Source organism: Roseobacter ponti (genome assembly GCF_012932215.1).
In the GTDB taxonomy this organism is placed as follows: domain Bacteria; phylum Pseudomonadota; class Alphaproteobacteria; order Rhodobacterales; family Rhodobacteraceae; genus Roseobacter; species Roseobacter ponti.
This window is the reverse complement of record NZ_CP048788.1, coordinates 3,706,851-3,725,876: the sequence shown is the minus strand read 5'-3', so window position 1 is coordinate 3,725,876 and position 19,026 is coordinate 3,706,851. Positions and strand designations below refer to the sequence as shown.

Below are 19,026 nucleotides of genomic sequence, written 5' to 3'. Positions count from 1 at the left end.
TCAGCCGATGTGGCCCTGATTCTCACCGATCTGACCGCGGTGCAGCAGCAGGTGATCGAGCAGCACACAGGCCATCATCGCCTCGCCCACCGGCACCGCGCGGATGCCGACACAGGGATCATGCCGACCCTTGGTGATAATCTCGGTCTCTTCGCCGGATTTCGTGATCGTGCGGCGCGTTGTCAGGATGCTGGAGGTGGGCTTTACCGCAAAGCGGACCACAACATCCTGGCCTGTGCTGATCCCGCCCAGAATACCGCCCGCGTGGTTTGACGAGTATTCCGGACCGTCCGCGCCCATGAAAATCTCATCCGCATTGAGCTCTCCGGTCAGCATCGCCGCTGACATGCCTTCGCCGATCTCGACGCCTTTGACGGCATTGATGCTCATCATCGCGGCGGCGAGGTCTGTGTCGAGCTTGCCATAGACCGGCGCGCCGAGGCCCGCGGGCACTCCGCTCGCCACCACTTCGATCACGGCACCCACGGAACTCCCGGATTTGCGCAGCCCGTCGAGATAGGCCGCCCAGTCCTCCGCCGCCTGCGCGTCGGGTACCCAGAACGGGTTCTGATCAATCTCGGCGGCATCAAAACGGTCGCGGTCGATCTCATGCGCGCCCATGCGGGTCATATACCCTTTGATCTCAATCCCCGGTGCCAGCGTGTTCAGTGCCGCGCGGGCAAGCCCGCCAGCCGCGACCCGCGACGCCGTTTCACGCGCCGAAGACCGCCCGCCGCCGCGATAATCACGCACACCATATTTCTGATAATAAGTGATGTCAGCGTGGCCCGGGCGGAATTTGTCCTTGATGTCACCATAGTCTTTCGAGCGCTGATCGGTGTTCTCGATCATCAGCTGCACCGGCGTGCCGGTCGTGACCCCCTCAAAGGTGCCCGAAAGAATTTTCACCTCATCGGCCTCGCGCCGCTGGGTGGTGTATTTGTTCTGCCCGGGTTTGCGTTTGTCGAGCCACTGCTGGATCTGAGCCTCATCAATGGCCACGCCCGGCGGGCAGCCGTCAACCGTTGCACCAAGACCCGGCCCGTGGCTTTCGCCCCAGGTGGTCACACGGAACAGACGTCCAAAGCTGTTGATCGACATGTGTGCACTCCTCCTGATCCGGGTGCTTAGCGGCGCGGGCGGTGCGCCTCAAGAGCTTATCGCTTGCCATCACCCGGTGGGAGTACTACGTCTGTGGATACCTCGGGGGGCCTTTTACAGGCTGAGATGCGTCATTCGCAGACCCGCTGAACCTGAACCGGTTAGGACCGGCGGAGGGAAGGTGAGCTGATCATCCTCTTTCGCCGTCCGACGCAGAGAAAAGGAATGATCATGCGTAGGACTCTTTTAGCAACGACACTGCTGTGTGCCGCACCAGCCTGGGCGGACACGCCCGTTCTGACAGTTTATGCAGGCGACTACTTCACCTCTGAATGGGGCCCCGGCCCGATGATTGAAGAGGGGTTTGAGGCCACCTGCGGATGCGATCTGCAATGGTCCACCGGCGATCTGCTGCCGCGTCTGCTGCTCGAAGGCGAGCGGACAAAGGCGGATGTGGTGATCGGTCTGACCTCTGACGTGACAGCCAGAGCCCGCGAGACCAGGCTCTTCACCACACACGGGCAGGATAATTCGGAACTGACCCTGCCGATCGACTGGACCGATGATACCTTCCTGCCTTTCAACTACGGACACACAGCCTTCATCTACAATGAGACCACGATGGAGGCCCCGCCCGCGAGCTTCGAGGCGCTGCTGGCAATGCCCGATGACGTAAAGATCGTGATCCAGGACCCGCGCACATCCATTTCCGGCCTGGCACTGGTGCTCTGGGTGCAGGCCGTCTATGGCGATAAAGCGGATGAGGCCTGGGCTGCCCTTGCGCCCAAAATCCTGACCGTGACCAAAGACTGGTCGGCAAGCTACGGCATGTTCACCGATGGTGAGGTCGATATGGTGCTGAGCTACACGACCTCGCCCGCGTACCATATGTTTGCCGAAGAGGACTTCACCAAAAAGGCCGCGATCTTCCCCGAGGGTCACTATTTCATGGTCGAAACTGTCGGTAAGATCGCAGGGACAGAACAGCCGGAACTGGCGGATGCCTTCATGGAATACGTCCTGTCGGGCGATTTTCAGTCGATGATCCCCACGGCCAACTGGTCCCTGCCCGCAGCTCTGCCGAAAGAGCAGTGGCCGGAGGGCTGGGCGGAGCTGAGCCTGCCGGATAAGGTCCTGTTTTATTCTGAAGCGGAGGCTGCGGAAATCCAGGATCAGGCCATCGAGACATGGCGCGCAGCCCTCAGCCAGTAACCGGCACCGGCGGCAAGGTCGCCGCGGGCTGCGTCGTCGCACTGGTGGTGCTGGCCTTTGCCGGCATCACTCTGCGCGCCGAACCGGGCCGCGGGATCGGTCCGGCGGAATGGTCGGCGATCCGGTTCACACTGGTCCAGGCGGTCTGGTCAGCCGGGCTGTCGGTTCTGCTGGCGGTGCCGCTGGCGCGCGCGCTGGCCCGGCGCCGCTTCGCCGGTCAGGGCATTCTGGTCACTCTGCTGGGTGCGCCCTTTATCCTGCCGGTCATTGTGGCCGTGCTGGGCCTGCTCGCGATTTTCGGACGCAACGGCTGGGTGAACGAAGTCCTCGGGTTTTTCGGCCTGCCCGGCATATCGATCTACGGGCTGCACGGCGTCGTGCTGGCCCATGTCTTTTTTAATCTGCCGCTGGCCACGCGGCTTCTGCTGCAGGGCTGGCAAAGCATCCCCGCCGAGCGGTTCCGCCTCGCGGCTCAGCTTAATCTGCCCCCCGCGATGATCTTCCGCACACTGGAATTGCCGCTTCTGAAACGCATTCTGCCAGGGGCCGCTGCGCTGATCTTTGTCATATGCCTGACCAGTTTCGCGGTGGCACTGACGCTGGGGGGCGGGCCGCGTTCCACCACCATCGAACTCGCGATCTATCAGGCGTTCCGCTTTAATTTCGATCTGTCGCTGGCGGCGTTTCTGTCGGTGATCCAGCTGGTGATCGCAGGCAGTGCCGCGCTGATTGCGCTCTGGATCATCCCGGAAATCCCGCAGGGTGCCGGCATGGACCGCAGGCTCACGCGCTGGGATGCCCGCGCCGGCTGGCAGCGCATGACCGATGCCACGATCATCACGCTGGGCGCAGGCTTCCTGCTCCTGCCGCTGCTGGCGGTGGTGCTTTCCGGCCTCACAGGTCTCTCCGAGGTGCCACTTTCTGTCTGGCGCGCGGCGTGGACCTCGCTCTGGGTCGCCGGGCTCAGCATTCTGGTGATGCTCGCAATTGCGCTGCCTATGGCGGGATGGATCGCCCTGCGCGCACGCGGCGGAGCAGAGGCCATCGGACTCATCGGACTTTCCGCCTCGCCGCTGATGCTGGGCGTTGGCTGGTTCATCCTGCTCAACCCCGTGCTTGACCCGGTGCGCGTCTCGCTGCCCGTCACGGCGGTGGTCAACGCACTGATGGCACTGCCCTTTGCGCTGCGGATCATCGTGCCGGCAGTGCGCGGCGCGCTTGAAAGTCACGGACGGCTCTGCATCGCACTGGGCATCCGTGGATTTGCCGCCTGGCGCTGGCTTATCCTGCCGCGCTCCATGGCCGCCACGGGGTTTGCCGCGGGACTGACCGGCGCGCTTTCGGTTGGTGATCTGGGGGTGATCGCGCTTTTCGCCGACCCGGACCGGACCACACTGCCGTTGCAGATGTACCGTCTGATGGGCGCCTACCGGGTTGAGGCGGCGGCAGGTGCGGCGCTCATCCTGCTGGTCATGGCGCTGGCGGTTTTCTGGGTCTGCGACAGGGGAGGGCGATGGCATGCTGCGGCTTGAGGGCGTGACAATTGAACAGGGCAGCTTTTCACTCGCTGCGGATTTTAGCGTTGGCGAAGGACGCCGCGTTGCCGTTATCGGCCCCTCGGGTGCGGGCAAATCAACGCTGCTTGGCGCAATTGCCGGTTTTGTGCCGGTCACTGGCGGACGACTGATCTGCCAAGGAAGGGACATCACCGAAGCAGCCCCCGGCGCGCGGCCGGTGTCGATGCTCTTTCAGGATAATAACCTCTTCCCGCATCTTACGGTCGCGCGGAATGTGGCGCTCGGGCTGCGCCCGGCCTGGCGTCTGACAGCAGAGGAAAATGCCCGGGTGCAGGCCGCGATTGAGCGCGTGGGCCTTAAGGGAATGGAAGACCGGCGGCCCGGTGATCTCTCGGGCGGCCAGCAAAGCCGCGCGGCGCTGGCGCGGGTTCTGGTCCGCGACCGTCCCCTCGTGCTGCTGGATGAACCCTTTGCCGCGCTGGGGCCGGCGCTGCGGCGCGAAATGCTCGATCTGGTCGCAGAGCTGATTTCAGACACCGGTGCCACGCTGATGATGGTCACCCATGCGCCCGAGGATGTCCGGCGCATTGCAGACGATGTTATTTTTGTCGAAGGCGGCATCGCCCATGCGCCCGGGCCGGCGGCTGAGCTTCTGAAAAACCCGCCACCGGCGCTGAAGGCGTACCTCGGTTAAGCAGCTTCAGCCGCGCGCAGACCCTCGCGGGCCCGCAGGATGCCGAGGGCGGCGCTCGCCGCTTCTTCCCCCTTGGTCACGAAATGCGCTCGATAGATCGCGTTGTGATGATCCGTCTCCTGATAATGGTGCGGCGTCAGTGAGACCGACAGGACCGGCACGCCGGTATCGAGGCCCGCACGCATCAGCCCGTCCACAACGGATTGTGCTACAAAATCATGACGGTAGATGCCACCATCGACGACGAAAGCCGCACAGATCACAGCGGCATAGCGCCCTGTTGCGGCCAGATCGCGTGCCATAAGCGGCATCTCGAAAGCGCCCGGCACATCAAAGGCATCAACCTGCCCGGCGGGTATGCTCTGGATAAATCCGTCATAGGCGCGGTCCACAATATCAGCGTGCCACTGTGCTTTGACGAAGGCGAAACGGGTGTGTGTCATAGGTGATCTCCTCTGGTTAACAGACACGTCCACCCAGGGTGATCACGCAGATCCGACCGGCGCCCCACGGGGCCCCGCACACATCTGCGCATTCTCTTCCATCCGGACTTTAACCGTCGGCTCCGGCCTTGCACCGGATCTGCTGACCAACAGGAGACCTGTTGCGCTCGCGGGCTCGGGGGCTACTGCTCCCATACCGCCGGTGGGGAATTCCGCCCCGCCCTGAGAATGCCCTGAGCTTGCCAGTGGCCGCAAAAGCCTGCAAGAGCGGAAGCGACAGAACGTGAGGGCAAAACGATGCACCCCAATCCGGTTTTCCATACCCAGGAGGCAGAAACCAACCTCGCTTACGCCCGCGAACGGGCGTTTGGCGTGCTGGCGGTCTGCGGCGACGATGGCCCGCTGCTGGCACATGTGCCGTTTCTGCTTGATGACGACGGGGAGACGGCCTGGCTGCACCTCCTGCGCTCTAACCCGATCGCCCGGGCGCTGAAATCGCCGCTCGGGGCGAAAATCGCGGTCTCCGGCCCGGACAGCTATGTGTCGCCCGACTGGTATGGAGTGCCCGATCAGGTGCCGACCTGGAACTATGTGGCAGTGCACCTGACCGGCACGCTGGAACTGCGCCCGGCCGAAGAGCTGCACGCCCTGCTGGACCGCCAGTCGAAACTCTTTGAAGACCGGCTGGCACCGAAGACGCCCTGGACAACGGCTAAAATGAGCGCGGGTGTCATGGATCGGATGATGCGCTCAATCGTGCCCTGCCGGATGAGCGTGACCGGAGTGGACGGCACCTGGAAGCTCAACCAGAACAAGCCGGATGACGTGCGCCTGCGCGCCGCGGATCACGTGGCAGCATACGGGCAGGGCGTTGATATCGCTGTGCTCTCCGGTCTGATGCGCGCCGTGGATGGACAGGGATGATACCCCGTGCGACTGTCGGTGAGGTTTTGCAAAGGATGCTGAAATGAAGCTTTTCCACTCCCCCGCCTCTCCCTATGTGCGCAAGGTTGTCGTTCTCCTGCACGAGCTCGACAAAACAGACGCGGTGCTGCTGGAAACGGTGGCAACCACGGCTTTTGCCTCCGATGAGGGGCTCAAGGCGGCAAACCCGCTGGGCAAGCTGCCCGCCCTGCAGCGCGACGACGGTGTGACGCTCTATGACAGCCGGGTGATCACCGGATACCTCGACGCGCATTTTGGCGGCGGCATGTATCCGCAGGGCGCCGGCCGCTGGGAGAACCTGACGCTTGAAGCCACCGGCGATGGCATCATGGACGCCTCGGTTTCCATGTCTTACGAAAAACGGCTGCGGCCCGAGAACGAACAGTCCGACGGCTGGGTCGAGGCGCAGTGGGGTAAAGTAAGCCGCACACTGGATGTCCTCAATGCCCGCTGGATGAGCCATCTGTCCGGTCCGCTGAGCATGGCGCACATATCGGTCGGCTGCGCGTTGTCGTATCTGGATTTCCGGCACGATGCGCGGAACTGGCGCGACGGCAACGACGCCCTCGCCGCCTGGCATAAGGAATTTGATTCGCGCGCCTCGATGCAGGCCACACAGCCACCAGCTGCCTGAATTTCCGGATCTTTAACAGATTCGGGTGCAAAGAGCGCCGGAAATGCCCGATGCGCGCCGCCTGCGACGGTTTGCGCGCGTACCATCACTGGACGTATGCGCGCCACAAGGCTAAGTATCCGGCCAGACTATGACTGCGCGCGCGCGGTCGGAACATCTTTTGGCCGGACCCGGCCCCGAAAAATGGAGTGAACCCGTGTCGCATGCAGAAGACCAGGAAGGCACCCGCAGGGATTTCCTTTATTACGCCACCGCCGGTGCGGGCGCTGTAACAGCAGGTGCCGCGATCTGGCCGCTGGTAAATCAGATGAACCCCTCCGCGGACGTGCTGGCACTTGCCTCTATCCGCGTTGATGTAGGCGCGCTGGAACCCGGCACACAGCTTACTGTGAAATGGCTCGGCAAGCCGGTGTTCATCCGCCGCCGCTCTGCAGAAGAAATCGAAGCGGCCCGCGACGTTGATCTGTCCGCTCTGCCTGATAACAGCGCCGAAAACGCCAACATTCAGGCCGGCGCCGATGCTGCCGACGTAAACCGTACCCTCGATGAAGCCGGCGAATGGCTGGTGATGATGGGGGTGTGTACGCACCTTGGCTGTGTGCCTCTGGGCGATGCGGGTGACTTCGGCGGCTGGTTCTGCCCGTGCCACGGCTCGCACTACGATACCGCCGGCCGCATCCGCAAAGGTCCCGCACCGACCAACCTGCCGGTGCCCGTCGCAGTATTTGTCGACGATACAACAATTCAACTCGGTTAAGGGAGAAACCTGATGGCTGGAATTCCTCACGACCATTACGAACCAAAGTCCGGCGCCGAGAAGTGGATGGCGCGCCGTCTGCCCATCATCGGGCTGATGTACGACACAATCATGATCCCCACGCCGAAAAACCTGAACTGGATGTGGATCTGGGGCATCGTTCTGACATTCGTGCTGGTACTGCAGATCGTGACCGGCATCGTGCTGGTGATGCATTATACGCCGCACGTTGACTATGCCTTCTCCTCAGTTGAGCACATCATGCGTAACGTGAACGGCGGCTATATGCTGCGGTACATGCACGCAAACGGGGCGTCCCTGTTCTTTATCGCGGTCTATGCGCACATTTTCCGGGGCCTCTATTACGGCTCTTACAAGGCGCCGCGCGAGATCACATGGATCATCGGTATGCTGATCTATCTGGCAATGATGGGGACCGCGTTCATGGGCTACGTTCTGCCATGGGGGCAGATGTCCTTCTGGGGTGCGACCGTGATCACCGGCCTCTTCGGCGCTATTCCGTTCATCGGTGAGGGCCTCCAGACCTGGCTTCTGGGCGGACCAGCTGTTGATAATGCGACGCTGAACCGCTTCTTCTCGCTGCATTATCTGCTGCCCTTTGTGATTGCGGGCCTCGTGATCGTGCACATCTGGGCCTTCCACACAACGGGCAACAACAACCCGACCGGTGTCGAAGTGCGGCGCACATCCAAGGAAGATGCGGAAAAAGACACGCTGCCTTTCTGGCCCTATTTCGTGATCAAGGACCTCTTCGCGCTTGCAGTGATCCTCGCGGTATTCTTTGCGGTCGTGGGCTTTATGCCCAACTACCTCGGCCACCCGGATAACTACATCGAGGCGAACGCGCTGGCGACCCCGGCACACATTGTGCCCGAATGGTACTTCCTGCCGTTCTACGCAATCCTGCGGGCCTTCACGAGCGAGGTCTGGGTGGTCCAGATCGCATCGGCACTTACCGGTGGCATCATCGATGCCAAGTTCTTCGGCGTGCTGGCGATGTTCGGCGCAATCGTTGTGATGGCGCTGGCACCCTGGCTGGACACATCCTCAGTGCGTTCCGGCCGGTATCGCCCGATGTTCAAATGGTGGTTTGCGCTGCTGGTCGTCGATTTCTTTGCGCTGATGTGGCTTGGTGCCATGCCCGCCGAAGAGCCCTATGCGACCTTCTCGCTGATCGCTTCGGCCTACTGGTTTGCCTACTTCCTGGTGATCCTGCCACTGCTTGGCGTGATCGAGAAACCGCTGCCGCAACCGGCAACGATCGAGGAAGCCTATGCCGCCAAGAAAGCTAAATCCGGCAGCGGTGACACAGTAGCAACTCCTGCGGAGTAAAGGACAATGACAATGATTAAGAAACTTGCCTTTGCGACCGCGACGGTACTGGGCCTCAGCAGCGGGGCAGCTTTCGCTGCCGGTGCTGCAGGGCATGTCGAGGACTTCGACTTCTCGTTTGAAGGCCCCTTCGGCACCTACGACCAGAACCAGCTGCAGCGCGGTCTGCAGATCTACACAGAGGTCTGCTCTGCCTGTCACGGCCTGAAATTCGTGCCGATCCGGTCGCTGTCCGAAGATGGCGGCCCCTCAATGCCCGAGGATCAGGTCCGCGCCTATGCCGAGAACTACGAAGTGTTCGACGCTGAACTGGACGATTTCCGTCCGGCCAAGCCGGCCGATCACTTCCCGGGTTCCGCGCTGGAGAACGCACCTGACCTCAGCCTGATGGCAAAGGCGCGTGCGGGCTTTCACGGGCCCTATGGTCTCGGGATCAACCAGTTTTTCAAAGGCATCGGCGGTCCGGAATACATCGCGTCTCTGCTGACCGGCTATACCGGCAAAGAGAAAGAAGAGGCCGGCGTGATCCTTTATGAAAACACCGCCTATCCGGGCGGTTACATCGCAATGGCCCCGCCGCTTTATGATGAGCAGGTGGAGTTCGCTGATGGTCACGAGAACGACATGCATCACCTGGCAGAGGACGTATCTGCCTTTCTGATGTGGACCGCAGAGCCCAAGATGATGGCCCGTAAACAGGCCGGTTTCGCGGGCGTGCTGTTCCTGACCATCCTGTCGGTGCTGCTCTATCTGACCAACAAGCGTATCTGGGCGCCTGTGAAAGGCAAAAAGTCCGGCTGATCCGGCGCTTAGCTTTAGCAGAATGAAGAAACCCCCCGGCTGTATCAGCGCGGGGGGTTTTCCGTCTGCGCCACTAAAGCGGCAAATGACAGACCCTGGGGAGAGTTATATTCAGCCGGTAGAAATAAACGGCAGTGGCAGCAAATAGCTATGGTATCCGCACCGCTCCGGCCTGATCTCTGAAATTCCTGTTTACCTGAAATGTCCGTTGCCGGACATTTTACTCACCACCTGTCGTACAATAATCCAAGAATAATCGAATCGCGAAATTCTGTATGTGATCTTCTTCACACAAGGCCCGTTTCCGGGCCGTCGCCTGGCCCCGCACCGCCCTGGCGCGAGGCTTCATGCAGGCATTTCAGCCCCGCCGTTTGGTTTCGTCAACCATGCTCTGTGCGACCCTGAACTCACGGTCAGCTTCAACAAGCCAGGTGATCACCGCGCGCACCGGTGAGGGCGCGGTTGTCGTCCTGGTCTGGCAGGGCAGTTCAGTTTTCTGGTCTTCCATTTTGTGATCCTTCTGCATCATATTCCCTTTCCGGGAAGCACCCAAATGCGCAAAACTGCGTTATTAACTGCGCCCGTTATGCAGAAGAATCGAATCGCGGTCTGTGAAGGTGTTCACACCGGCGCATTAAATCTGATGAAGATCAGCCATAACCTGAAGCGCCTCGCGGTCCAGCACTTTGACACCGCCCCGCGTGGACTCAATGACGCCTGCACGTTTCCACAGGGCCAGTGTTTTCGAAACGGCCTCGCGTGTGGCGCCGACGAATTCAGCCAGCTCAGACTGTGAAAATGACAGCTGAGACAGATGTTCGGACCCGTCGAGCGTGAGGTAGAGGATCTTGCGTGCCAGCCGCGCCGGCATAGGCAGAAAGACCTGTTCGTTAAGCTGACTGCTCATCCAGCGCATGCGTTCTCCGGCAAGCTGGATCATATCGATGCCCAGTTCCGGTGTCTTGCGGATGGCCGCAATAACGTCTGCGTTTTTCACGCCGCGCACGCGGGATTTTTCGAGAGCAGTCACCGTGGCAGTCCGCGTGCCCGGATCAAAAAGAGCTATTTCGCCAAAGAGCGCGCCAGGCCGCATCACGTCCAGTGACAGCTTGCGCCCTTCCCGCGACAGGATGCTGAATTCCAGCGAACCCGACACGATGGCATAGAGCGCGTCACCCGGATCGCCCTGCTCGAACAGAACATCACCCTCGGCAAGCTCAACCTCTGACGCAACAGAGTTCAGCAGAACCGACAGATCCCGCGATGCATTCGCAAGAAAACCTGTTTTGGGCAGCGCACTGGTCTCCATTCTGATCGTCGTCCTTTCTCCGGCGTCTGAACGCCCGGTTCATTCAGTCATTCTGAGGGAGAAAGCCGCTCACTTAAAGCGGGAACTTCCGGTCAGCGCCGGCGGGGCCACGCGTTTCGCACGACCTGTCAGCGGGCAAAACCACCGATGCGGTCTTCGAATGTCGCCCCGAAGCCTGACAGCGCCTCACGCAGCGGAGCACCCGCCGGCCCGAAGACCGTAAAGCTGACGGGTATGAAGAGTGAAAAAAACCGGTCTGCGAATTTTTTGCCGAAGCTATCCAGATGAATCATCGCGGCATCGGTGTCTTTGTACCGTTCCAGAACGGTGCAGCGGCTTTTTTCAGAATTCAGAAAATACTCGTAAACCAGTGCACCGGCTTCATCTGACCTGGTTGCTGCGACCATTTCATCGATCAGCGGCTGCACTGCGTGCGACTGCCCCTCCCGGATGTCCATGATCAGAACCCATTCGATCTGCCCGTGCATACGACCTCTCCCACAAGGTGTTCAGAGAGTAACGACCGCTGTGGAGTATTGTCACGATAATTTTTGTGGCGAGGTCGCAGGCGTTGCCTTCGGTCAGGCGAAAAGGCGGCCGCCGGAGGCTGCGCGAATGGTGTGCTCGGTGATGCTGCCTTCCTGCTGAGGATGGTCCAGGTGGACCTCGGCGAACTGCTCCGTGCGCCCCATGGTCGGGGTCTCCATGAGGATACTGTGGCGCACCCCGACCTGGCGGGCGGTGTGGCGCGCAGCCTGCGCGTTGCCTTCGGTCCGCAGGCGCGCAGCACGTTCGCGGATCAGGCCGCCATCTACCGCAGGCATACGTGCAGCAGGCGTGCCCTGCCGCGCAGAGTAGGGAAACACATGCAGCCATGTCAGGTCGCACTCCGCAATGAGCCTGAGGCTGTTCTCAAACATTGCGCCGGTCTCGGTCGGAAAGCCTGCAATGATATCCGCGCCAAATGTCATATCAGGCCGCAGCCGGCGCGCCTCAGCAGCAAAGGCAATCGCATCATCGCGCAGATGCCGGCGCTTCATCCGCTTGAGGATCATATCGTCGCCGTGTTGCAGCGACAGATGCAGATGTGGCATCAGCCGCGGCTCGGTGGCGATCGCCCGCATCAGATTGTCATCGACCTCGATGCTGTCGATCGAGCTGATCCTGAGCCTGGGCAGATCGGGCACGAGGCGCAGAATGCGCATCACCAGATCACCCAGTTTCGGCGTTGCGGGCAGGTCCGCGCCCCAGCTTGTAAGATCAACGCCGGTCAGAACGACCTCGTTAAACCCTTTGTTCACCAGGCGTTTGATCTGATCGACCACAACCCCTGCCGGCACGGAGCGCGAGTTGCCGCGTCCGAAGGGTATGATGCAGAAAGTGCAGCGATGATCACAACCGTTCTGGACCTGAACATAGGCGCGGCTGCGGGTTCCGAACCCGTCGATCAGGTGACCGGCCGTTTCGGTGACTGACATGATGTCATCGACCTGAACCGTCTCTGTCTCGCCGATGAAATCCGCGGCGATCCCTTTCCATGTCCCGGTCTGCATCTTTTCGGTATTGCCGATGACCACATCAACTTCCGGCATGGCCGAGAATGTCTCAGGCTCGGTCTGGGCCGCACATCCGGTTACAATCAGGCGGGCGTCCGGATGCGTCCGGCGCAGTCTGCGGATGTCCTGACGGGCTTTGCGCACCGCTTCGGAAGTCACCGCACAGGTGTTGATGATCACGGCATCCGTGAGCCCCGCTTCCGCCGCGAGGTCTTTCATCGCTTCGGTCTCATAGGCGTTCAGCCGGCAGCCCAGCGTGGAGAAGACAGGCGCGCTCATGCGATACTCTCCATGAATGCCTGCGTCAGCCGGCCACTGAAGACATGCGCCGTCGGCCCGGTCATCCAGACGCCGTCATCGCGCCAGTCCACCTGCAGCGTGCCGCCGTCAAGATCGATGCGTACAGAACGCCCCGTAAGCCCGCGCCGCGATGCGGCCACCGCAACAGCGCAGCTGGACGACCCGGATGCAAGTGTGATCCCGGTGCCGCGTTCCCAGACGCGCATGCGCAGGTGATCCGGGCCCGCCAGATGTGCCACCTGCACGTTCGTGCGCTCCGGAAACAGCGGATGATGCTCATGTGCCGCGCCAAATGCCGCGAGATCGACAGCCTCGGCGTCGGGGACAAAGAACGTACAGTGCGGATTGCCCATGCTCGTGGCCACCGGATTGCCGCCTATGGGCAGCGAGAGGGTATCAGTTTCATGCGCCAGCGGAATCTCCGCCCATCCGGTTCGCGGCGCGCCCATATTGACCGCAGTCATGCCATTCCCGGCATCAGTCGCCAAAAGCCGGCCGCGGTCGGTGGTCAGGTCGAGGCGGTCGCTGCCGGTCTCATCCATCACATAGCGGGCGATACAGCGGGTCGCGTTGCCGCAGGCCGCCGACAGCGACCCGTCGGCATTGTAGAAGGTCAGATGCAGGTCGTCCGGACCCGCAGTCATCACTGCAAGCTGATCAAATCCGACACCGCGATGCCGGTCCCCGAGAGCCCTCGCGAGCGCCGGTGTTACGACAAACTCCTGCGCGCGCGCGTCCAGCACGACAAAGTCGTTTCCCAGCCCGTGCATTTTCATAAAGGGCAAACCGGTTTGGTCGTCATGGCGCATGGCGGGCATATATGCTGATGCGGCGAAACTATCCAGTATGTGCTTGCGAAAACACCGGATTGGGGCTTGACCCGGCCACGGCTCCTTTCTAAGTAGGCGCCCTAGTGGGGCCGTTAGCTCAGTTGGTAGAGCAGCTGACTTTTAATCAGCGGGTCGCAGGTTCGAACCCTGCACGGCTCACCATTTTCTCTTTAAAATAAGTGACTTGCGATCCGTTATGTGAACGCAAGCGTCATTGCGGCCTTGTGGGGGACATATGGGGGACAAAGATGTCGGTTTTCGGCATTTTGCTTCGCGGCCCGCTCATGTGTTTGTCCCAGTTTAGCCATCAGCAATCTACTTCAACTGTGTAGTAAGGTGATCGGCGATAATTTTGTGGAGCGGGCTCAAGTCCACCGACCCATTGTCGGCAGACTCATCCACAAGCTTCAGTGCTTCGACATATTCTTCTCGGTTCGCTCGTAGAAGTTCAGGTAAGATTGTATCGCCCTCTAGCCATCCGCCAAGCTTTACACATAGGACAAAATATGAGGCCGCTCTTGCAGTGCGACCGTTTCCATTCACAAATGGATGGATGTGGTTCAGCTTCCATAGAACGAATGCGGATAGCTCGACAGGGTCGGACGCGTCCCATTGCCTGTTTGTGAGATTAACAAAGTCGTCCATCAGGTCCGGCACTCGATAGTGCGCGGGAGGCAGGTACTCGCCAACTTGAACGGGGCCCGGGCGATACTGACCAGCGTTGGAATGCAAGCAAGCTATGGCGTGAAAGTTGATCGCCTTCAAAATCGTTTGGGAAAGAAACGGCCTGCCAGACTCAATGCTGACTGCAACTATCGACTGCAAAAAACTGTAGTGACTATCACCATTAGATACTTCGAGCGCCTTGTACAGCGGATGGGCTTCGCTGCCTGTGATCTCATGCAGTATCAATTAGGCGGCTTGGAGTGCGGGATCTGGCCGAAATGGCGGGCGTATCGTTTACGACCGTCAGCAGGTTTGAAACCGGCAAAGGTGGCCTGCACCACTCCAGTGCGGAGGCAATTCGCATTGCCCTGGAAGGCCGGGGAATCCAGTTTCTTCGATCAGGTGATGTTTCAGTCGGAGACGGTGTCGCCATAAAACCGCCAAGCCAGCCGTAGTAATTTCCACGGCTTTGCCACAAATTAAACACTACGCGGCATCATGTAAGGCTGAATTCCATTGCCGACGGTACTCCGGGGGCCGGTATCGCGGTCTGGAACCTGCTGGTGCTCGCTCCCGCCTGCCTCAGGCACGGTATTGCTAGCGTCGCAACCGATGCTTCAGGCTTCATTTTTGTGCTGACTTACTCTTCCTCCAGTGAGCGATTGCCTTCGAAAGACACAGCACGACGTAAGCGCTGAACGCAACCTCGTATCCCACAGAGATAAAATCCTCCAGCTCAACAACTGAGCCTGCGGTTTCATTGATCGGTGAGATGGCCATTTCCATTGCGCTGGTTTTTGCCATGCCGAGTGCCAGATACACGGACTTTGATCCGACTTCTAATGCTGATGTGACAGGTGATTTCATAGTTGACTTGCTCCTTTGTCAGCGTCTGCAAACAGCGGCAGTTCTCTGCAAAGGAGCCTGTTCGCGGTGCAGACGCATTCTGAAAATTGCGTTCTCAAAGGGGTATGTCTCTGAGTCGAAAAATTATCCGGGAGAATATTTTTTCGTTTTGCCCGGATTTTCCGCGTTGTTCAGAGCATACTTAGTCAGAAGGATCTGCAACTTCAGTCGGAGTGAAATCTATGAAAGTGACCGACTATCAGAAAGCACTGGAAGATGTCTCTCCAGAAGAATGGATGGAATACAAAGCGAAAGTCCGTGTCTATTCAAAGAGCCGGGGCGCTGTTGACCCAGATGACATTTCCAGTGCCGCCGTCACGAAGACGTTGTCCGGCGAAAGGCCTTGGAAATTTCAAACGGTAAAACTGGAAGCCCACCTTATCCAGACCGCCAAAAGCTTAATTTCCAGCGAAAGAATGTCTCAGGCGGTGCGCGTTGGCTCTGTCCCGGAACTTACCAAGCGCTTGGAAGAACGCAGAGACTTTAACCATGAAACCTTAAACAGAGCATTTGAGAGACGAGATCAGTTCCGAACTTTGAAGAGCTACGATGCTGCCAACGGTGACACGCTGGCTGAGTTGTATCTCAAGATACTCGAAGCAGTTCTGAAACGAGGCTGCAAAAGTCAAAAGGAAATTGCTGTGTATTGGGAGATACCGGAAAGTACCTTTTTTGACAGGAAGGAACGAATGTTGTCCGTGCTCTTGAGTAATGAAACCCAGACAGTCGAAAATAAAGGGGAAGGTTCGAACAATGTTTGAAGTCCTGAAAGAAATCATCACCAGTGAAGATGACAAGAAATCTAAGATGTCATTGCTGGCGGACGAACAGGTGGCAGAAGCACTTGACCTCCTTGACGACATTTTTTCGCCCGAGAAGAAGCCAGCCCCCGGCATGAGTGCGGAGGAACTCTATGAGCACAATCATGAAGGAGTTCGCGTTCGTGTCAGAGAAATCTGGGGAGAAGAAGAATTGCGTGCCGTAGACGATTTTGCGAAAAAGCCTTTGGGCGAGCCGGTCAATACAGGCAGGTTAGCGCAGATTTTTGAGCACTGCAAAACCGGGGCTTTGGCAGCGTGTATAGTCGGCGGATTTGTCTTGTCACATGAGCTGCAAAGCGAGGGTGACGGGCGCGAATTTTACATAGGTACTTCCGAACCTTCTGACGATGCAAATAATTCGATTCCGTTGAGGGGTACGGGCCTCCTGCCATTTGGCCCGGAGTTTCTTGAGAACGAGGATCTGATGCACAAGAAAGAGGGCATTGAGGAAGATATCGTCGGCCCCGCTGACCCGCTTTACCGGAACCCCGTTGCACAAGTTGTGAGTGCGGGCTGGAACCTCGAAGCCTTCGACCGGCAGTATGATATATTTGCTCAAGAGGATTATGGTTTATACGCTCAACTGGCGGTGCACGAGTACGGCGAGCGGCCTGCTGCCCGGCGCGAAAGTGTAGTTTCCGGCGCTGTCATGGAAGAGATGGCAGCACCCCAGAACGTGTTACACTTAAGTCATGTGGCGCAAGGTTTCGTTGAGCGTGTTATCGTAGGTAATGTCAGCCGCGAAGCCTTCGCTGTCCCCATCTTGGAATCCGGAGACAATTTTTGGACCCGCGCCAGTGAAGTGGGGATTAACGATCAGATGATAGAGCGCATCGCAACCGCACTTGAAGAGTTGGTTCCGTCCTTTGACCCTAATAACCAGCAAATCAATGATGTTGTTCTCGGAGTGACAGACACTTCTTTCGATAACGAGGCAGTGTTCACCGGATTAGTTTACGTTCAGGCCGAGGCGGGGCTGAAAAAGGAAGCGCTAAGCTGTGCGCAAGCTCCGGATCAGCTACGCGACTGGCTTTTGAAGCGAGGACAGGGCTTTGTCACGCATTGCTCTGACTTAACGGAACTAGCCAGTTTTTCAAATTAGTCCTGAGCGGGCGCCTAATGTGTTGTAGCCCAATCCCCATCATCCCAAAAGCGGTTCTGGCGAGCACGGTTTAGTGGTTGTCAGAACCTGTAATCGTGAGCGGCCAAGAACCTTGTCCCTGCACGGGAGGTCCAAGATGCGTTCCGTTTCGGGCGCATCTTCATTATGGACTGACCAATAGCTCTTTGGAGAGCTTAGGAAATGTGGGTAGAGCTCAGGTCATCGCGTTGTGCATATCGCTGCCCAATCGCCGCTGAAATGTGGATGTTTAGATGAAAGCTGAATTGACAAAAAGAATGATTAAGGCGCTCAACGCGCTCCGGTATGAATGCGATTATGAAGATGGCCGCGTGGGAGGGACAAATAACTTTATAATGAGGGGCTCTCTTCCTCCCGGGATTGGCGAAAAGACTTTGGGTCAGCTTGAAGATTTTGGACTGATATCCAAGGGACCTTACAGGTGGAGCGGCGGTGTCGGATACTGAATCACAGAGGCAGGGCGAAAGGTCATTCGTACATAAAATGCGCTCAATGGGCTTCAGAGATTTCTCTTGCTCGCTCTTCCGGCCCAACACCGGCGGCAATGGCTGCAATCAAATAGGGAGCAAGCCTGTTCTGATGTGGTTTTGATAAACGGATGCTCTCCGGCGTCCTTAACAGCGTCTTGAATAAATCCGGGTCTTCAATCGCATCCATGAGCAACTGCCGCGCCCGGTCATTTCTGAGATTGCGCAGCATGTTTCGAGCGCGTTCTGAGGCAATATTCGCAGTCTGAATGCTCCCGCCCATAGAGCTGCCTCCCATTGCGCCGCCGTGTTTGGCAGCAGCAATGCGAACGACAATTTCAATTACCTTGTTTGCAGGGCTGTCCAGAACGGGACCGATATCGCCGCCGGGCTTTCCTACGTGCACTGAATGCGGCCCGCCAGTCGTTCCGGATGCTGTGACCGGGCGGATTATGGCAGTCTGTGGGCATCGGGTTTCTGTCCGGACACCAGCCGCGGGACAAATACTGCAATAACCATCGTGACCGGTACCGCTGCGAGAACGAGAACGGAGAGACCCGTCACCCCGAGTATCAGCGGCACGGCTGCGACCAGAAGCAGCGGTTCTGATCTGGGTACGCGCAGTATTTTCAGCCAGATAAGGGCAGATACTGCTGCTGTAACGCAAACGATTACAAGTACCGCGCCGACGGCAGCGTGTTGACCCAGAAACTGTGCTGGTCCGTGGCTGATGGCGCCGGAAAGAAGACCGGACACACCGCCATAATACTCAGTTACTTTTTTAAGCGCATCCAGCAGGCCGCCTGAGAATACCATCAGCACCGTGGCCAGTGGGATCAGACCTTTGAGCCTTTCGTTCAGGCTGCCTTCCTGACGTATCCCCAGCAGGCTCACCAGCAAAAGTGTCAGGGTCGCGCACCAGAATGTGCCGCTGGTGACAGATGTCAGCCAGATCGCGAGAAGGCTTAGCAGAGAGGCAGACAGCACCTGCATTCCGGGCCCGAAAAAGACAGATATCAGCAGTGCATATCCACAAAGCGCAAAAACCAGTCTGCCGTCCATGACAGCGATCAGTCCGGCCAGCGGCAACAGCGCACCGGCGGACAAAAAGCTGATTGCGCCGTTTTTGTGCCTGACCACCCTCGCTACGGCCCAGATTGTGATCGCTGCAAAAACCGGTTTCAGAAAGGTCAGAAGCTCCGCAGTCTGCAGGCCGGCCTCGTCCGCCAGCGCCATGAACGGCCACATCAGGAAAAACCGCGCCTTATGTGCGTCAGGCCGGATCCCGTCCCAGTTTTGCAGTTCTGCGGGCAGATCTTCAGGAGCGAAGCCCCAGTTCCGAACGCTCCATCCTGCGTCGTAAAGATATGTTACCTGGCTCCACGGATGCAGATCCGAAAGACCGGCAAGCACAAGGATGGTGTGCAGGGCAAAACAGATGAGCCCCAGGATCAGCGGGGCGGAAATTGCCCTGATGGAAGAAACCCCCAAATCTGTTCTCTCTCAAATGCGTTCCGGACGAAAATGGCACTGATAGAGCAACAGGTCCAGACTGCCACCATCAGAAATCCCC

Annotated in this window: 21 protein-coding genes, 1 tRNA gene and 2 riboswitches; of the genes, 11 read left to right on the top strand and 11 right to left on the bottom strand. The window is 58.9% G+C overall.

Annotated elements, in window-relative coordinates:
• A complete protein-coding gene (gene aroC, locus G3256_RS17975; RefSeq protein WP_169642130.1) occupies positions 1 to 1,101 on the bottom strand; it encodes a chorismate synthase in 1,101 nt (366 codons plus the stop codon).
• Between the two features lie 93 nt (positions 1,102 to 1,194).
• A riboswitch (TPP riboswitch) is annotated at positions 1,195 to 1,297 on the top strand.
• A gap of 35 nt (positions 1,298 to 1,332) precedes the next feature.
• Here aroC and G3256_RS17970 point away from each other — a divergent pair.
• Genes G3256_RS17970 through G3256_RS17960 form a run of 3 tightly spaced genes read left to right on the top strand, consistent with a single transcriptional unit; the run spans position 1,333 to position 4,524 of the window.
• Positions 1,333 to 2,313, top strand: a complete 981-nt coding sequence (locus G3256_RS17970; RefSeq protein ID WP_169642129.1) for a thiamine ABC transporter substrate-binding protein — start codon at positions 1,333 to 1,335, stop codon at positions 2,311 to 2,313.
• On the top strand, positions 2,289 to 3,845 hold the full coding sequence (locus G3256_RS17965) for a thiamine/thiamine pyrophosphate ABC transporter permease ThiP (protein ID WP_169642128.1): 1,557 nt from the start codon (positions 2,289 to 2,291) through the stop codon (positions 3,843 to 3,845). Before G3256_RS17970 ends, G3256_RS17965 begins: the two co-directional genes overlap by 25 nt.
• Positions 3,832 to 4,524 carry a thiamine ABC transporter ATP-binding protein gene (locus G3256_RS17960; protein ID WP_169642127.1) on the top strand — a complete coding sequence of 231 codons (693 nt, stop codon included), beginning with the start codon at positions 3,832 to 3,834 and terminating at the stop codon, positions 4,522 to 4,524. The genes G3256_RS17965 and G3256_RS17960 overlap by 14 nt, the downstream gene beginning before the upstream one ends.
• Here G3256_RS17960 and G3256_RS17955 read toward each other — a convergent pair.
• Entirely contained in the window at positions 4,521 to 4,994 is a 474-nt protein-coding gene (locus tag G3256_RS17955; RefSeq protein ID WP_281359593.1) for a 6,7-dimethyl-8-ribityllumazine synthase, read from the bottom strand. The genes G3256_RS17960 and G3256_RS17955 overlap by 4 nt on opposite strands.
• Before the next feature lie 59 nt (positions 4,995 to 5,053).
• Positions 5,054 to 5,201, bottom strand: a riboswitch (FMN riboswitch).
• Positions 5,202 to 5,264: 63 nt separating this feature from the next.
• Here G3256_RS17955 and G3256_RS17950 point away from each other — a divergent pair.
• The 5 genes from G3256_RS17950 (at position 5,265) to G3256_RS17930 (ending at position 9,457) form a co-directional block, all read left to right on the top strand.
• Complete coding sequence (locus G3256_RS17950) at positions 5,265 to 5,891, top strand: FMN-binding negative transcriptional regulator (RefSeq protein WP_169642125.1); 627 nt, start codon at positions 5,265 to 5,267, stop codon at positions 5,889 to 5,891.
• 43 nt (positions 5,892 to 5,934) lie between these two features.
• Positions 5,935 to 6,546 carry a glutathione S-transferase gene (locus G3256_RS17945; protein WP_169642124.1) on the top strand — a complete coding sequence of 204 codons (612 nt, stop codon included), beginning with the start codon at positions 5,935 to 5,937 and terminating at the stop codon, positions 6,544 to 6,546.
• 196 nt (positions 6,547 to 6,742) lie between these two features.
• Positions 6,743 to 7,303, top strand: coding sequence for a ubiquinol-cytochrome c reductase iron-sulfur subunit (gene petA / locus G3256_RS17940; protein WP_169642123.1), 561 nt, complete (start codon positions 6,743 to 6,745; stop codon positions 7,301 to 7,303).
• Between the two features lie 12 nt (positions 7,304 to 7,315).
• Positions 7,316 to 8,656, top strand: coding sequence for a cytochrome b (petB, locus tag G3256_RS17935; protein ID WP_169642122.1), 1,341 nt, complete (start codon positions 7,316 to 7,318; stop codon positions 8,654 to 8,656).
• Positions 8,657 to 8,668: 12 nt separating this feature from the next.
• Positions 8,669 to 9,457 (top strand): cytochrome c1, encoded by a 789-nt coding sequence (locus tag G3256_RS17930; protein ID WP_169642121.1) that lies wholly within the window; start codon positions 8,669 to 8,671, stop codon positions 9,455 to 9,457.
• Between the two features lie 358 nt (positions 9,458 to 9,815).
• Here the strand turns inward: G3256_RS17930 and G3256_RS17925 are convergent, their stop codons facing one another.
• The 5 genes from G3256_RS17925 to dapF form a co-directional block, all read right to left on the bottom strand.
• Complete coding sequence (locus G3256_RS17925) at positions 9,816 to 9,965, bottom strand: hypothetical protein (RefSeq protein WP_169642120.1); 150 nt, start codon at positions 9,963 to 9,965, stop codon at positions 9,816 to 9,818.
• 126 nt (positions 9,966 to 10,091) lie between these two features.
• Positions 10,092 to 10,766, bottom strand: a complete 675-nt coding sequence (locus tag G3256_RS17920; RefSeq protein WP_169642119.1) for a Crp/Fnr family transcriptional regulator — start codon at positions 10,764 to 10,766, stop codon at positions 10,092 to 10,094.
• A gap of 128 nt (positions 10,767 to 10,894) precedes the next feature.
• Positions 10,895 to 11,254, bottom strand: a complete 360-nt coding sequence (locus tag G3256_RS17915; protein WP_169642118.1) for a putative quinol monooxygenase — start codon at positions 11,252 to 11,254, stop codon at positions 10,895 to 10,897.
• A 93-nt stretch (positions 11,255 to 11,347) separates the two neighbouring features.
• Positions 11,348 to 12,601, bottom strand: a complete 1,254-nt coding sequence (gene mtaB, locus G3256_RS17910; protein WP_169642117.1) for a tRNA (N(6)-L-threonylcarbamoyladenosine(37)-C(2))-methylthiotransferase MtaB — start codon at positions 12,599 to 12,601, stop codon at positions 11,348 to 11,350.
• Positions 12,598 to 13,440, bottom strand: a complete 843-nt coding sequence (dapF, locus tag G3256_RS17905; RefSeq protein WP_425501491.1) for a diaminopimelate epimerase — start codon at positions 13,438 to 13,440, stop codon at positions 12,598 to 12,600. The genes mtaB and dapF overlap by 4 nt, the downstream gene beginning before the upstream one ends.
• A gap of 98 nt (positions 13,441 to 13,538) precedes the next feature.
• Here dapF and G3256_RS17900 point away from each other — a divergent pair.
• Positions 13,539 to 13,614: transfer RNA gene (locus G3256_RS17900), tRNA-Lys, on the top strand.
• A 153-nt stretch (positions 13,615 to 13,767) separates the two neighbouring features.
• Here G3256_RS17900 and G3256_RS19430 read toward each other — a convergent pair.
• Positions 13,768 to 14,217: a Fic family protein gene (locus tag G3256_RS19430; RefSeq protein ID WP_425501562.1), complete on the bottom strand. Its 450-nt coding sequence runs from the start codon at positions 14,215 to 14,217 to the stop codon at positions 13,768 to 13,770.
• A 525-nt stretch (positions 14,218 to 14,742) separates the two neighbouring features.
• The gene (locus G3256_RS17885) at positions 14,743 to 14,985 is read right to left on the bottom strand and encodes a hypothetical protein (RefSeq protein WP_169642114.1); all 243 of its coding nucleotides are present in this window, start codon (positions 14,983 to 14,985) and stop codon (positions 14,743 to 14,745) included.
• Positions 14,986 to 15,206: 221 nt separating this feature from the next.
• On the opposite strand from G3256_RS17885, the gene G3256_RS17880 reads away from it, so the two are divergent.
• Together G3256_RS17880 and G3256_RS17875 are read left to right on the top strand one after the other, a co-directional pair.
• A complete protein-coding gene (locus tag G3256_RS17880; protein ID WP_169642113.1) occupies positions 15,207 to 15,785 on the top strand; it encodes a hypothetical protein in 579 nt (192 codons plus the stop codon).
• Positions 15,778 to 16,947, top strand: coding sequence for a hypothetical protein (locus G3256_RS17875; protein WP_169642112.1), 1,170 nt, complete (start codon positions 15,778 to 15,780; stop codon positions 16,945 to 16,947). The genes G3256_RS17880 and G3256_RS17875 overlap by 8 nt, the downstream gene beginning before the upstream one ends.
• 528 nt (positions 16,948 to 17,475) lie before the next feature.
• Here G3256_RS17875 and G3256_RS17870 read toward each other — a convergent pair.
• On the bottom strand, positions 17,476 to 17,859 hold the full coding sequence (locus G3256_RS17870) for a hypothetical protein (RefSeq protein ID WP_169642111.1): 384 nt from the start codon (positions 17,857 to 17,859) through the stop codon (positions 17,476 to 17,478).
• Positions 17,860 to 17,903: 44 nt separating this feature from the next.
• A complete protein-coding gene (locus G3256_RS17865; protein ID WP_169642110.1) occupies positions 17,904 to 18,944 on the bottom strand; it encodes a hypothetical protein in 1,041 nt (346 codons plus the stop codon).
• Positions 18,945 to 19,026: the final 82 nt, after the last annotated feature.